14 protein-coding genes are annotated in these 12,507 nt (G+C 68.8%); 7 read left to right on the forward strand and 7 right to left on the reverse strand.

Going from position 1 to position 12,507, the window contains the following annotated elements:
- Positions 1–21: 21 nt before the first annotated feature.
- Positions 22–924, reverse strand: a complete 903-nt coding sequence (locus tag H3O04_RS04245; protein ID WP_124592347.1) for a LysR family transcriptional regulator — start codon at positions 922–924, stop codon at positions 22–24.
- A gap of 120 nt (positions 925–1,044) precedes the next feature.
- Here H3O04_RS04245 and H3O04_RS04250 point away from each other — a divergent pair, with 120 nt between their 5' ends.
- Positions 1,045–1,782, forward strand: a complete 738-nt coding sequence (locus H3O04_RS04250) for an SDR family oxidoreductase (RefSeq protein ID WP_034174441.1) — start codon at positions 1,045–1,047, stop codon at positions 1,780–1,782.
- A 44-nt stretch (positions 1,783–1,826) separates the two neighbouring features.
- Positions 1,827–2,726 carry an SDR family oxidoreductase gene (locus H3O04_RS04255; RefSeq protein WP_202587208.1) on the forward strand — a complete coding sequence of 300 codons (900 nt, stop codon included), beginning with the start codon at positions 1,827–1,829 and terminating at the stop codon, positions 2,724–2,726.
- A gap of 31 nt (positions 2,727–2,757) precedes the next feature.
- Here H3O04_RS04255 and H3O04_RS04260 read toward each other — a convergent pair whose 3' ends face one another.
- The gene (locus tag H3O04_RS04260) at positions 2,758–3,648 is read right to left on the reverse strand and encodes an alpha/beta fold hydrolase (RefSeq protein ID WP_202587209.1); all 891 of its coding nucleotides are present in this window, start codon (positions 3,646–3,648) and stop codon (positions 2,758–2,760) included.
- A gap of 106 nt (positions 3,649–3,754) precedes the next feature.
- On the opposite strand from H3O04_RS04260, the gene H3O04_RS04265 reads away from it, so the two are divergent.
- On the forward strand, positions 3,755–4,642 hold the full coding sequence (locus H3O04_RS04265) for a LysR family transcriptional regulator (protein ID WP_043888186.1): 888 nt from the start codon (positions 3,755–3,757) through the stop codon (positions 4,640–4,642).
- A gap of 110 nt (positions 4,643–4,752) precedes the next feature.
- Here H3O04_RS04265 and H3O04_RS04270 read toward each other — a convergent pair whose 3' ends face one another.
- From H3O04_RS04270 to copC, 4 genes are all read right to left on the reverse strand, one after another.
- On the reverse strand, positions 4,753–5,682 hold the full coding sequence (locus H3O04_RS04270; RefSeq protein WP_011694365.1) for a LysR family transcriptional regulator: 930 nt from the start codon (positions 5,680–5,682) through the stop codon (positions 4,753–4,755).
- Positions 5,683–5,849: 167 nt separating this feature from the next.
- Complete coding sequence (locus tag H3O04_RS04275) at positions 5,850–6,623, reverse strand: SDR family oxidoreductase (protein ID WP_027805260.1); 774 nt, start codon at positions 6,621–6,623, stop codon at positions 5,850–5,852.
- Between the two features lie 177 nt (positions 6,624–6,800).
- Positions 6,801–7,301 (reverse strand): DinB family protein, encoded by a 501-nt coding sequence (locus tag H3O04_RS04280; protein ID WP_202587210.1) that lies wholly within the window; start codon positions 7,299–7,301, stop codon positions 6,801–6,803.
- 65 nt (positions 7,302–7,366) lie between these two features.
- A complete protein-coding gene (copC, locus tag H3O04_RS04285; RefSeq protein ID WP_027813257.1) occupies positions 7,367–7,741 on the reverse strand; it encodes a copper homeostasis periplasmic binding protein CopC in 375 nt (124 codons plus the stop codon).
- Between the two features lie 114 nt (positions 7,742–7,855).
- Here copC and H3O04_RS04290 point away from each other — a divergent pair, with 114 nt between their 5' ends.
- Both H3O04_RS04290 and H3O04_RS04295 read left to right on the forward strand, forming a co-directional pair.
- On the forward strand, positions 7,856–8,572 hold the full coding sequence (locus H3O04_RS04290; RefSeq protein WP_027813256.1) for a 16S rRNA pseudouridine(516) synthase: 717 nt from the start codon (positions 7,856–7,858) through the stop codon (positions 8,570–8,572).
- 106 nt (positions 8,573–8,678) lie between these two features.
- Positions 8,679–8,867, forward strand: coding sequence for a hypothetical protein (locus H3O04_RS04295; RefSeq protein WP_012329060.1), 189 nt, complete (start codon positions 8,679–8,681; stop codon positions 8,865–8,867).
- On the opposite strand, the gene H3O04_RS04300 is transcribed toward H3O04_RS04295, so the two are convergent.
- Complete coding sequence (locus H3O04_RS04300; RefSeq protein WP_202587211.1) at positions 8,850–9,887, reverse strand: NAD-dependent epimerase/dehydratase family protein; 1,038 nt, start codon at positions 9,885–9,887, stop codon at positions 8,850–8,852. The two genes, H3O04_RS04295 and H3O04_RS04300, sit on opposite strands and share 18 nt — an antisense overlap.
- A gap of 107 nt (positions 9,888–9,994) precedes the next feature.
- Between H3O04_RS04300 and H3O04_RS04305 the strand changes: the two genes are divergently transcribed.
- Complete coding sequence (locus H3O04_RS04305) at positions 9,995–11,026, forward strand: CDP-6-deoxy-delta-3,4-glucoseen reductase (RefSeq protein WP_006478058.1); 1,032 nt, start codon at positions 9,995–9,997, stop codon at positions 11,024–11,026.
- 292 nt (positions 11,027–11,318) lie between these two features.
- Positions 11,319–12,503: an acetylornithine transaminase gene (locus tag H3O04_RS04310; protein ID WP_023477026.1), complete on the forward strand. Its 1,185-nt coding sequence runs from the start codon at positions 11,319–11,321 to the stop codon at positions 12,501–12,503.
- The last annotated feature ends 4 nt before the right edge of the window (positions 12,504–12,507 follow it).

The following is a 12,507-nucleotide window of genomic DNA, read 5'->3' on the forward strand; positions in this document are numbered from 1 at the left end:
GCCGCCGTTCGCTCGGCAGACTCAGGCCATCAACTCGCGGACGAAGTCGAGAAACACCCTAACCTTGGCCGCAACGAGATTCGACGCGTGGTGATACGCATAAAGCGGAAAAGTCTCGTCGGCCCACTCGGGCAACAACTGAACCAACCGCCCGTCGGCGAGGATCTCCCGCGCATAGAGCCCCAGCAGTTGCGCGATGCCGACGCCGCCCAGGCACGCGCCGAGCAGCCCGCCCGTATCGTTGACGGTCAACCTGCCGGCGACGTCGACCGGCACCACTTCCTTGCCGCGATGAAACTCCCATTCGTACGGTCGCCCCGTCACCGGATCGCGGATCAGCACGCAACGATGCCCGTCCGCGAGATCGCGCGGATGACGCGGTTCGCCATGACGCGCGACGTAGGCCGCCGATGCGCAGGTCAGCACACGCGTCTCGAGCAGCAGTCGCGCACGATATGACGACGGCTCCGGGATACCGAAGCGCACGGCCACGTCGAAGCCGTCGGCGACGAGGTCGCCCATCCGGTCCCGCACGCTGATCTCGACCGACAGATCGGGAAAGCGGTCGAGAAATTCCGCCATCCGCGGCGCCAGCACGTAGTGGCCGAACGTACCGTCCACATTGACCCTCAGCCGCCCTCTCACGCGCGCCTTCGACTGGCCGGCGTCGAGCGCCGCCTCCTCGATGCCGGCCAGCAGCGGCGCGACCGCCTCGTAAAAGCGTCGCCCTTCGTCGGTCAACGTGATCGCGCGGGCCGTCCGGTTGAAGATCCGGATGCCGACCCGCTCTTCCAGCCGGGCGACGGCGCGGCTCACCGCCGGTTGAGTCAGCCCCATCGCCTCGCCCGCCCGCGCGAAGGTGCCGGCCTCGATCACCGCGGAGAGCACACCGATACCGCTGAGCAGCCTGCTGTCGAATCCCATGAGACATACTTTTAGTCATTCATCTACTGATCATTATTCATTATTTTTATTGATCGAGGAAGCCTACAGTTGTCCTGTCGCCGGATCGAACGGCATTCATCCAGTCATCAGGAGCAGGACATGAGCACATCGGAACAGGTCGCCCTCGTCACGGGTTCGTCGCGCGGCATCGGCGCGGAAATCGCCCGCCAACTCGCCCGGGACGGATTCCGGGTCGTCGTCAACTATGCCGGGAGCGCCGGCCCGGCCCGCGAAGTGGTCGACGCGATCGTCGCCGACGGCGGCCATGCGGTCGCGGTGCAGGCGAACGTCGCCGACCCGGCGGCCGTGGCCGCGCTGTTCGACACCGCGCAACAAGCATTTGGCGCTCTGGACGTGGTGGTCAATTCCGCGGGCGTGATGAAGCTCGCGACCATCGCCGACTGCGACGATGCGCTGTTCGACGAAACGCTCGCCATCAACGTGAAGGGCACCTTCAACGTCTGCCGCGAAGCGGCCAGGCGGGTGCGCGACGGCGGACGCATCATCAACCTGTCGACCAGCGTGATCGGCATGCGCATGCCGACTTACGGCGTGTACGTCGCCAGCAAGGCGGCGGTCGAAAGTCTCACGCAGGTGCTTGCGCAAGAAATGCGCGGGCGCGGCGTCCGCGTGAATGCCGTCGCGCCCGGGCCGGTCGCGACCGAGCTGTTCCTGCAGGGCAAGAGCCCGGAACTCGTCGAGCGGCTCGCGAAGCTGAACCCGCTCGAGCGGCTCGGCCAGCCCGACGACATCGCGCGCGTCGTCGCGTTCCTCGCCGGCCCGGACGGTGCGTGGATCAACGGCCAGATCCTGCGCGCCAACGGCGGCATGTGCTGACGAACCCCTCGCCGCCACCTCATCTTTCTGCCAGGAGATCGCTCATGAAGGAAGTCGTCCTCGTCACCGGCGCGTCCAGCGGCTTCGGCTTGCTGACGGCCCAGGCGCTCGCGCGCGCCGGTCACACGGTCTATGCATCGATGCGCGAGCGCGCCGGGCGCAACGCGCCGCGCGCCGCCGCCGTCGCGGCCTATGCGCAGGAACACGGCGTCGACCTGCGCAGCCTCGAACTCGACGTCGGCGACGGCGCATCGGTCGACGCCGCCATCGAGCGCGTGATCACCGACAACGGCCGTCTGGACGTCGTCATCCACAACGCCGGCCACATGGTGTTCGGGCCGGCCGAAGCCTTCACGCCGGAGCAGCTTGCGCAGCTCTACGACGTCAACGTCGTGTCGACCCAGCGCGTGAACCGCGCGGCGCTGCCGCACCTGCGCCGCCAAGGCCGCGGCCTGCTCGTGTGGGTGTCGTCCTCGTCGGCGCGCGGCGGCACCCCGCCGTTCCTCGCGCCCTACTTCGCCGCGAAAGCCGCGATGGACTCGCTCGCGGTGTCCTACGCCGCCGAACTCGCCCGCTGGGGCATCGAAACGTCGATCGTCGTGCCGGGCGCGTTCACCCGAGGCACGAATCACTTCCTCCATGCGGGCAAGCCGGCCGATACCGCCGTGCAGGCTGCCTACGACAGCGGGCCGTACGCGGGCGTCGCCGAGCAGGCGTTGACGGGCCTCGCCGCGCTCGAACCGGCGGACGCCGACGCCGGCGCCGTCGCCACGGCGATTGCCGAGCTCGTCGCGGCGCCGGCCGGCAAGCGCCCCTACCGCGTGTTCGTCGACCCGTCGCAGGACGGCGCCGAGGAAGTGTTCCGCGTCGGCGATCGCATCCGCCGCGAGATGTTCCGGAACATCGGGCTCGCCGATCTGCTCGCGCCGCGTGTCGGCGGCTGATTTCTTCGCGCGCCGGGCCGGCCGGCGCGCGTCAATCCTGCTCGCAGAAGCCGAGAATCGCGTCAGCGACCGCCGCCGCGAATTCGCGCTGCGGAAAGTGCCCGATACCGTCGAGCACCTGCCGCTCGTAGCGCCCCGCGAAGAACCGCTCGCGCCCGGCCGAGCTGTCCGGATGATTGCAGGTGTCCGCGCCGCCGTGCAGCACGAGCGTCGGTACCGTCAGCACGGGCGCCGGGTTCAGCCGCGCGTCGTCGTCGGCATAAGCCGGCGTGCCTGGCGCGAAGCCCCAGCGCTGCCGGTACGAATGCAGCACGACGTCGATCCAGTCGGGTCCGTCGAACGCGGCGGCCGCCGCGTCGAAATCGCTGTCGCGATACCAGCCCGGTGGCGACCACGTATCCCACATCAGGCGCGCGAACGCGCGGCGGTCGTCGCGCAGCGCCTGCTCGCCGCGCGGCGTCGCCATGAACCAGTGATACCAGTAGTTGCGCGCCTGCTGCAGCGACAGCGGCTGGGCGGGATCGTTGGTGCCGTAGCCGACCGACAGCATCACGAGCTGCGAGGCAACACCGTCGCGTAGCCCGCATGCGTTCGCGGCCGCGCGGGCGCCCCAGTCGTGCCCGACCAGCACGGGCCGCTCGATACCGAGCGCATCGACGAATTCGAGCAAGTCGCGCCCGAGCGCGGCGAGCTGGCCGCTGCGCGGCACGGACGCGTCGCGAAAGCGCGTCGGCGCGAAGCCGCGCAACGCGGGGGCCAACACGCGATAGCCGTGCGCGGCCAGCGCCGATGCCACCGCCTCCCAGCCGACCGGGCTGTCCGGCCAGCCGTGCAGCAGCACGGCCACGCGTTCGCCGCGCGGGTTCCATTCGAGATAGGCAATGTCGAGCGACGCGGTCGTCGCATGCGCATAGGTCGTCATCGTGTACTCCGTGAGATCACCGTGAACCTACGATGGTAGGTCGGTCTTTCATCACGATTCACGGAGTATCATGATTCATTCTTCAAATCTTGCATTGAATCGATCCATGCCACCGCCGACCGACCCCGCGTCGACCACGCTCGACATCGCGCTGCTGCGCACCTTTCTCGAAGTCGTCGACCGCCGCGGGTTCGCGCCGGCCGCGGAACGCCTCGCGCTGACGCCGTCCGCGGTGAGCGGCCACATCAAGCGGCTCGAACAGGCGGCCGGCACCGTGCTGCTGGCGCGCACCACCCGCCGCATCGCGCTGACGCCGGCCGGCGACACGCTGTACGCGTACGCGCGCAACATCGTCGACATGGAACGCGAGGTGCGGGCACGGCTGCGCGGCGCGCCGGCGCACGGGCCGCTGCGGATCGGCGCGTCGGAGGATTTCGCGGGCACGTGGCTGCCGCAGGTGCTGCGCACCTTCCGCGACAGCCATCCGCGCGCATCGATCGAACTGAAGGTCGGCATCACCGCATCGCTGCTGCGGGAGCAGACGTTCGGCCGGCTCGACGTCGTGTTCGGCAAGCAATGCCGACAGGTCGACACGCCCGCCGAACTGCTGTGGGAGGAGCCGCTCGTGTGGGCCTTCGCGGCCGATACGGCGCTCGACGCCGAGGAAGGCGTGCCGCTCGCGCTGTTTCCGGAACCATGCGTGTACCGGGAAGCCGCGGTGTCCGCGCTCGCCGCGGCGCTGCGGCCGTTTCGCGTGCTGTTCGAAAGCGCGAGCATGGCCGGCTGCATGTCGGCCGCGCTCGCCGGCTTCGCGGTCACGACGCTCGCGCGCAGCCAATTGCGCGACGGCTTGCGGGAATGCGGGCCGCACGACGGCCTGCCGGCGCTGCCGGCCGCACGCTTTTATGCATTCGCGTCGAAACCCGCGGGCGCCGGCGCCGCGCTGATCGACGCGGTGCGGGCCACCGGGCGCACGCGGCAGTTCGCCGCCTGAGTACGCACGGCGCGCTCGTCGCACGGGCCGCCTCGCGCCGGCGCCGATCGGCCGGCGTCACCGGCCAGCGAGCAATAAGCCGGCCCGCGGATACCGGCACGATGCCGCCGTCAGTCGCCGCTGCCGCGCGCGCCCGCGTCGTTCAATGCATCGGCCATCAACGCGCCGAACCACTCGATGAACGCGTTGAGCCGCCGCGAGCGATGCCGGCGGTGCGGATACACGGCCGACACGTCCATCGGCTCGGCGCGGTGGCCGGGCATCACGTCGACGAGCGCGCCGCTTGCCAGCAGATGCTCGACGTCGAAGCGCGGAATCTGGATCAAGCCCATTCCGGCGATGCAGCCGGCGATATACGTTTCGGCGTTGTTGACGATCACGCGGCTCGGCAGCGTCAGCGTGTGCCGCTGCCCGTCCGCGCAGTATTCCCAGCCAAGCTCGCGTCCCGTCGTCGGCGACGCATAGCCGATCGCCCAGTGCCCGTGCGCGAGCGCGTCCGGATGCTCGGGCACGCCGCACTCGCGCAGATAGTCGGGGCTCGCGCAGTTGATCAGCGTGAACTGCCCGAGCGGCCGCACGACGAGGCTGCTGTCCGCGAGCCGCCCAACGCGGATCGCGCAGTCGACGCCTTCCTGCACGAGGTCGATCGAGCGGTCCGTCGAGCCGAGCGACAGTTGCAGCTTCGGGTGGCGGCGAAACAGCGACGGCAGCGCGGGCGCCACGACGCGGCGCGCGATCCGGCTCGGCACGTCGACGTTCAGCCGCCCGACCACGTCGCGGTCGCGGCGCCGAAACAGGCGGTCGAGTTCGTCGGCCTCCGCGAGCAGGCGCCGGCCGCGCTCGAGCAGCAGCGCGCCGTCGGCGGTCAGCTGCACCTGGCGGGTCGTGCGGTGCAACAGACGCGTGCCGAGCGCCGTCTCGAGTTGCTGGACGGCCGCCGACACGGTCGCGCGCGGCACGTCGAGCGCATGCGCGGCCTTGATGAAGCTGCCCATCTCGGCAACCTGCAGGAAGATCCTGACCTGATCCAGCTTGTCCATCGGCGGGGAAACCCGGGTTCGAACGACGGTCGGCGCCGGCCGCCGCGCATCGCGGCCGGCTTCGGCGGCACAGAGAAAACGGGCGCGCGGCCTCGTGGCTGCGCGCCCGTCCATTGTCCACGCAAACGCGCCAGTGCGGTGCGCCGCGCGGCCTGCAAGCGGCCCGGTTACTTGGTCGTATAGCCGCCGTTGATCAGGATCGTCTGGCCCGTGATCCACCAGCCGTCGGTCACCAGATGGCGGATGAACGGCACGACGTCCTCGATGTCGGTCAGCCCCGTCTTGCTGAACGGCGACAGCGCGGCGGCCGTCTTGTGATACGCGACCGCATCGGCGCCTTCGGCCGGATAGAAGAACGGCGTGTCCATCGGGCCCGGCCCGACGGCCGTCACCGAGATCCCGCGCGCGCCGTACTCCTTCGATGCCGCGCGCGTGAAGTGCTCGACCGGCGCCTTCGATCCTTCGTACGCCGCGTAGAACGGCGTGAACGCGCCGAGCAGCGACGTCACGAGCGTGACGAGCTTGCCGTGATCCTCGAGATGCCGGCCGGCTTCCTTGATGAAGAAGAACGCCGACTTGCTGTTGACCGCGAACATCTCGTCGTATTCGGCCTCGCTGATCTCGGTGAACGGCTTCTTCAGCACCTTGCCGACCGTGTTGATCGCGATGTCGATCTTGCCGAAGCGCTGCTTCGCGTCGCCGAACAGCTTCTCGACCGCGGCGGCCGTCGTCAGGTCCGCCTGGAACGTCGCGGCCTCCGCACCGGCCGCGCGCACCGCGGCGGCCGTCTCCTCGGCCTGCGCCTGCGACGCCGCGCTGTTGTAGTGAATCGCCACCGCCTTCGCGCCGTGGCCCGCCAGGTCCCGGGCGATCAGGCCGCCGAGATTCTTTGCGCCGCCTGCGATCAGGACGACCTTGTCTGCGAGCGTATGAGTTGCCACGGTTGACTCCTTTTTTCGTTGAACGAAGCTAGGAGTGTAGGCATGCGCGACGCGCCGGTCAGCCGGCCGCGGCTGGATGGATTATCCAGAAAACCGATCCAATCAAAGCGGCACAAGGTGGTCTGCCGCACCGACGACGACGCCGGATTCTGAAGCCGGGCGCGGCCGCCGGCCAGGTCAGCGCGCGTACAGCGCCGCGTCGATCTTGCCGAGCAGCCACTGCATGCCGGCCAGATGCTGCTGGTCGTGGCTGCACAGGTAATGGACGAGCCCGCGCACGGTCAGCGAACCGTAGCCGTCGAACTCGCCGGTACGCTCGAACTGTGCGGGCGTGAGGCGCGACAGCCATTCCAGCGTTTCGCGTCGTGCGTCGCGGATCGCCGCGAGCACGTCGGACGCATACGCGTCGTCGTAGCGCCGCTCGATCGCGAGCGCGTCGCCGTCGATCGACACGAGCAGCGGCCGGTCTTCGTCGAGCATGCGCCGCAGCCGCACGTGATAGCCGTCGATCTCGATGTCGCGCACATGGCAGAGCTGCCCGAGCGGCGAGAAATGCTCGCTCGGGATGCCGGCCCAGTCGTCGGGCGTCCAGCGCGCATAGCCGTCGGGCACGGCCGCGAAATGCGCTTCGAGCTGACGGGGGAAATCGGCGAGTGCGTCGAGCGTCGTCGGATTCATGCGGAGACTCCCTGTCGGATAAAGGCGGGCGGCAACCCTGGCACGGGCCTGCCGCCGTCGTGGCGTCACTTCACGCTGAAGCCGTACGCGCCCTGCGTGCGATGCCCGTCGGTCGCGACGGCCACCCACTTCACCGTATACGCGCCGGTGCCGAGCGCCGCGAGCGGCACCGTCATCCGCTTGCGGTTCGACGCGTCGATGCGCGCGCGGTCGTTCGACACCGTCTTGCCGTCGCCGTCGACGACGACGATCGAGCTGAATGCCGGCTCCAGCGGCTCGGTGAAGTCGATCGTGACGGCCGCCGGTGCGGCGGCCAGCGCCGCGCCCGCCGCCGGGTCGCTCTTCGCGAGATGCGCATGCGCGAACGCGGCCGACGAAACGGTCGCGGCCGCGATGACGGCGGCAACGTGGCGGCCGAACGGGAATGAATCGAAAGGCATGGACTTTCCGTGAAGAATGAACGGGTGCCGCGCGCTGCGCGGCGTCCCGGCAGCTTACCAGCGCGGGCGCGTTCATGCCGCCCATGCGCCGGTGCTTGATAGAATGCGCGCGCTATGGATCTCGAAAGCATTCTCTACACCCAGGGCTTCGGCTCGCGCCGCCAGTGCCGCGGCCTGATCGAAGCGGGCCGCGTCGCCGTCGCGGGCGCCGCCGCGACCGACCCGGACGCCACCTTCGACACCGACGGCCTCGTGTTCTCGGTCGACGATACGGCGTGGCCGTTCCATGCACGCGCGTACCTCGCACTCAACAAGCCAGCGGGCTACGAGTGTTCGCGCGATCCGCAGCACCATGCGAGCGTGTTCAGCCTGCTGCCCGCGCCGCTCGTCGCACGCGGCGTGCAATGCGTGGGCCGGCTCGACCAGGACACGACCGGCCTGCTGCTGCTGTCCGACGACGGCCAGTTCGTGCACGCGTACACGTCACCGAAGCGCAAGGTGCCGAAGACCTACGTCGCGACCGTGCGCCACCCGCTCGACGACACGCAACTGCACGCGCTGCGCACCGGCGTGCAACTGCATGGCGAATCGAAGCCGATCGCGGCCGTCGCCGCCGACGCCCGCGACACGCACGCACTCGCGCTGACCGTGCTCGAAGGCAAGTACCACCAAGTCAAGCGGATGGTCGCCGCGGCGAGCAACCGCGTCGAATTGCTGCACCGCGAAAGCATCGGCGGGTTCGCGCTGCCGGCCGACCTCGCGCCCGGCGCATGGCGGTGGCTCGACGAAGCCGACCTCGCCGCGCTGCGCAATCCGGTCAAAACCCTGTAAGGGAAAATCCGCACGACCGTTCGGTGCCTGGCCGCGTCTCGGCCGCAAGTTCCCCCGCTATACTGAAATCACAAGCTGCAAGAGCAGCGATGCAGGGGGAGGCATCATGAACGTCAACCATTCTTTCGAACTGTCGTCGGTGATGATCGCGTTCGCGGTCATCGGTGTCATCGTGATCGGCGGCCTGCTGGCCACGATGCATCTGAAGCACAAATATCATCCGAACCTGATCGGCGCGCTGATCGGGGCGCTGCTGTGCTTCCTGCTGATCGAGGCGTTACCGGCGCTCACCTGACGCACTGCCCGGCGCGAGCGTTTGAAGGAAATCGTCTACGGTCGGATAGCGCAACGTCACGCACAATTCGGCCTTGAGCCGTATGTTGGACAGGCGCCGCGACTCGCGCATGAACGACAGCAGCGTCGGCTCGAGCACGCGCTCGGCGTCCGCGCGGCTCACGCGCGGCGGCTTCGGCAGGCCGAGCACCTGCGCGACCCGGTCGAAATACTCTCCCATCCGCAGTTCGGTGTCGTCCGACGCGTGCACGACGCGCGCCGGCTTGCCGCGCTCGACCACCCGGCGCAGGATCGCCGCGAGATCGTCCGCATGGATGTGGTTCGTGTAGACGTCGTCGGCCGGCTCGAGCGCCGGCGTGCCGCGCTCAAGCCGCGCGACCGGCAGGCGGTTCGCCGCGTAGATGCCGGGGATGCGCACGATGCGCGCGGACAGCACGCCGCGCACCGTCGCCGCACGCAGTTGCCGCTCGGCCGACACGCGCCGGAACGCGCGCGGATTCGCGGGGCGCAGCGGCTGCGTTTCGTCGATGCGCGCGCCGCCGCAGTCGCCGTAGACGCCCGTCGTGCTGGCGTAGACGAGCGTCGGCGCGCGAAGGCCGTCGGGTACAATACGCGCTGCCCGAACGGGCGCGCCGGCCTGTCGCGCCGCGCTGCGCAGCGTTCGGAGCCGGCCGACCGCCGATGCCGGCGGTGCCGCCGGCCGACGCGCGGGCATGGACGTTGCGGCGATCAGCGCACGCGTGCGCCGGTCGTCACGGCCGTCGGACGGCGGCGGCGCGAGATGCAGGATCGTGCGGGCGAGGCCCGCGAGACGGCCGAGCGTCGCCCGGCGATCGAGGTCGCCGACGATCGGCGTCGCGCCCGCGGCGCGCAGTTCGTCGCGGCGAGCCGGATGGCTCGTCAGCGCGAGGATATGCAGGTCGGGGCGCGCGTTACGCCATTGCGCGACGCAGCGCATGCCGACGTTGCCGCAGCCGACGATCAGTACGCGCGGCCGGCGCAGGATTCGTGTCGCGATCATGTTGGTTGCGAAATCAGTAGCCGCCGTTGCGCGACGCGCAACGGCTTTGCATTGTAGCTGCCGTGCGCGACATGCACGGTCCCCCCATTTTGTTCTAGTTTGGTTCTATGGCATTCAACGTCACTCTCAAGCAAAGCGGCCGGCAATTCCAGGTCGAGTCGGACGAAACCGTGCTGGCGGCCGCGCTGCGCCAGAACGTCCATCTGCCGTACGGCTGCAAGAACGGCGCGTGCGGCTCGTGCAAGGGCCAGATCGTATCGGGCCAGATCGAACAGGGCCCGCATGCCGCGTCGGCGCTGTCCAACGACGAACGTACGCGCGGCCTCGCGCTACTGTGTTGCTCGAAGGCCCAATGCGATCTCGAGATCGACGTGCGCGAGATCGCCGGCGTCGACGGCGTGCAGGTGAAGAAGCTGCCGTGCCGGATCGCCGCGCTCGAACGCAAGGCGGACGACGTGATGGTCGTGAAGCTGCAGTTGCCCGCCAACGAACGCCTGCAGTACCTCGCGGGCCAGTACGTCGAATTCATTCTGAAGGACGGCTCGCGCCGCAGCTACTCGATGGCGAATGCGCCGCACGAGGAAGGCCCGATCGAACTGCACATCCGCCACATGCCGGGCGGCAAGTTCACCGACCACGTGTTCGGTGCGATGAAGGAGCGCGACATCCTGCGCTTCGAAGGCCCGCTCGGCACGTTCTTCCTGCGCGAGGATTCCGACAAGCCGATCGTGCTGCTCGCGTCGGGCACCGGCTTCGCGCCGATCAAGGCGATCATCGAGCACGTGAAGCATTCGGGCATCACCCGCCCGATGACGCTCTACTGGGGCGCGCGCCGCAAGAAGGACATCTACCTCGCCGAGCTCGCCGAGCAGTGGGCGCGCGAGATCCCGAACTTCAAGTACGTGCCGGTGCTCTCCGAGCCGGACGACGCCGACCAGTGGACGGGCCGCACCGGCTTCGTCCATCGCGCGGTGATCGAGGACCTGCCCGATCTGTCCGGCCACCAGGTGTACGCGTGCGGCGCGCCGGTGATGGTCGAATCCGCGCAGCGCGACTTCACGCAGCACCACGCGCTGCCGGCCGACGAGTTCTACGCGGACTCGTTCACGAGCGCCGCCGATCTCGCGCATCCGGTCTGAGCACCGGGCGCGCCGCGCTCCCGCTGCGCGCCGCCGTGTCACATCCGTGGCATCGCGGCGGTTTACAGTGGGGCGCGGGATGCCTTATGCTTGCGCACATGAACCGCTTCCTGTCCGCTCTCCGACGTCGCCGCTCGCCGCTCCGCCCGGATGCCGCCGGCTCGTCACGGACTCGCGCGTAACCCTCCTCCGCTTCACCGGTTACGCACAAGCTGTTCGACCCACCAGCCACGGCCTTCCGTGGCTTTTTTATTGCCCGTTTCCCTTTCAACACCCGCTGGAGTCTGCTGCCATGCCCCTGAACGATTATCCGATCGACTCGCTGATGTACATCACGAACCGCCCCGACATCGTGTTTACGCACGGCAAGGGTTCGTGGCTCTACGATCACACGGGCAAGCGCTATCTGGACTTCATCCAGGGCTGGGCCGTCAACAGCCTGGGCCACTGCAACGACGGTATCGTCGAAGCGCTGAAGACGCAGGCCGAGAAGCTGCTGAACCCGTCGCCGGCGTTCTACAACGAGCCGATGGCGAAGCTCGCGGGCCTGCTCACGCAGCACAGCGTGTTCGACAAGGTGTTCTTCACGAACAGCGGCGCCGAGGCGAACGAAGGCGCGATCAAGCTCGCGCGCAAGTGGGGCCGCAAGTTCAAGAACGGCGCATACGAGATCATCACGTTCGACCACAGCTTCCACGGCCGCACGCTCGCGACGATGTCGGCCAGCGGCAAGCCGGGCTGGGACACGATCTACGCGCCGCAGGTGCCGGGCTTCCCGAAAGCCGAGCTGAACAACATCGAGTCGGTCGAGAAGCTGATCACCGACAAGACCGTCGCGGTGATGCTCGAGCCGATCCAGGGCGAAGGCGGCGTGATCCCGGCCACGCGTGAATTCATGCAGGCGCTGCGCGCGCTGACGAAGCAGCACAACCTGCTGCTGATCGTCGACGAAGTGCAGAGCGGCTGCGGCCGCGCGGGCACGCTGTTCGCGTACGAGCTGTCCGGCATCGAGCCGGACGTCATGACGCTCGCGAAGGGCATCGGCGGCGGCGCACCGCTCGGCGCGCTGCTGTCCAAAGCCGACGTCGCGGTGTTCGAGGCCGGCGATCAGGGCGGTACGTACAACGGCAACCCGCTGATGACGGCGGTCGGCTATTCGGTGATCTCGCAGCTCGTCGCACCCGGCTTCCTCGAAGGCGTGCGTGCGCGCAGCGAGTATCTGAAGCGCAAGCTGCTCGAGCTGTCGGAGGAACGCGGCTTCGAGGGCGAACGCGGCGAAGGCCTGCTGCGCGCGCTGCTGCTCGGCAAGGACATCGGCCCGCAGATCGTCGAGAAGGCGCGCGACATGCAGCCCGACGGCCTGCTGCTGAACGCCGCACGGCCGAACCTGCTGCGCTTCATGCCTGCCCTGAACGTGACGACCGAAGAAATCGACCAGATGATGGCGATGCTGCGGTCGATCCTCGACACGCTGTAAGGAG

This window comes from Burkholderia sp. KCJ3K979, assembly GCF_016759955.1.
Taxonomy (GTDB): domain Bacteria; phylum Pseudomonadota; class Gammaproteobacteria; order Burkholderiales; family Burkholderiaceae; genus Burkholderia; species Burkholderia orbicola.

What these genes read in the sequence shown, in the direction of transcription:
- H3O04_RS04260 (WP_202587209.1), bottom strand. Translation starts at nt 3,648, where the DNA reads ATGACGACCTATGCGCATGCGACGACCGCGTCGCTCGACATTGCCTAT.
- H3O04_RS04295 (WP_012329060.1), top strand. Translation starts at nt 8,679, where the DNA reads ATGAACGTCAACCATTCTTTCGAACTGTCGTCGGTGATGATCGCGTTC.
- H3O04_RS04265 (WP_043888186.1), top strand. Translation starts at nt 3,755, where the DNA reads ATGCCACCGCCGACCGACCCCGCGTCGACCACGCTCGACATCGCGCTG.
- copC (WP_027813257.1), bottom strand. Translation starts at nt 7,741, where the DNA reads ATGCCTTTCGATTCATTCCCGTTCGGCCGCCACGTTGCCGCCGTCATC.
- H3O04_RS04310 (WP_023477026.1), top strand. Translation starts at nt 11,319, where the DNA reads ATGCCCCTGAACGATTATCCGATCGACTCGCTGATGTACATCACGAAC.
- H3O04_RS04255 (WP_202587208.1), top strand. Translation starts at nt 1,827, where the DNA reads ATGAAGGAAGTCGTCCTCGTCACCGGCGCGTCCAGCGGCTTCGGCTTG.
- H3O04_RS04250 (WP_034174441.1), top strand. Translation starts at nt 1,045, where the DNA reads ATGAGCACATCGGAACAGGTCGCCCTCGTCACGGGTTCGTCGCGCGGC.
- H3O04_RS04300 (WP_202587211.1), bottom strand. Translation starts at nt 9,887, where the DNA reads ATGATCGCGACACGAATCCTGCGCCGGCCGCGCGTACTGATCGTCGGC.
- H3O04_RS04305 (WP_006478058.1), top strand. Translation starts at nt 9,995, where the DNA reads ATGGCATTCAACGTCACTCTCAAGCAAAGCGGCCGGCAATTCCAGGTC.
- H3O04_RS04280 (WP_202587210.1), bottom strand. Translation starts at nt 7,301, where the DNA reads ATGAATCCGACGACGCTCGACGCACTCGCCGATTTCCCCCGTCAGCTC.
- H3O04_RS04270 (WP_011694365.1), bottom strand. Translation starts at nt 5,682, where the DNA reads ATGGACAAGCTGGATCAGGTCAGGATCTTCCTGCAGGTTGCCGAGATG.
- H3O04_RS04290 (WP_027813256.1), top strand. Translation starts at nt 7,856, where the DNA reads ATGGATCTCGAAAGCATTCTCTACACCCAGGGCTTCGGCTCGCGCCGC.
- H3O04_RS04245 (WP_124592347.1), bottom strand. Translation starts at nt 924, where the DNA reads ATGGGATTCGACAGCAGGCTGCTCAGCGGTATCGGTGTGCTCTCCGCG.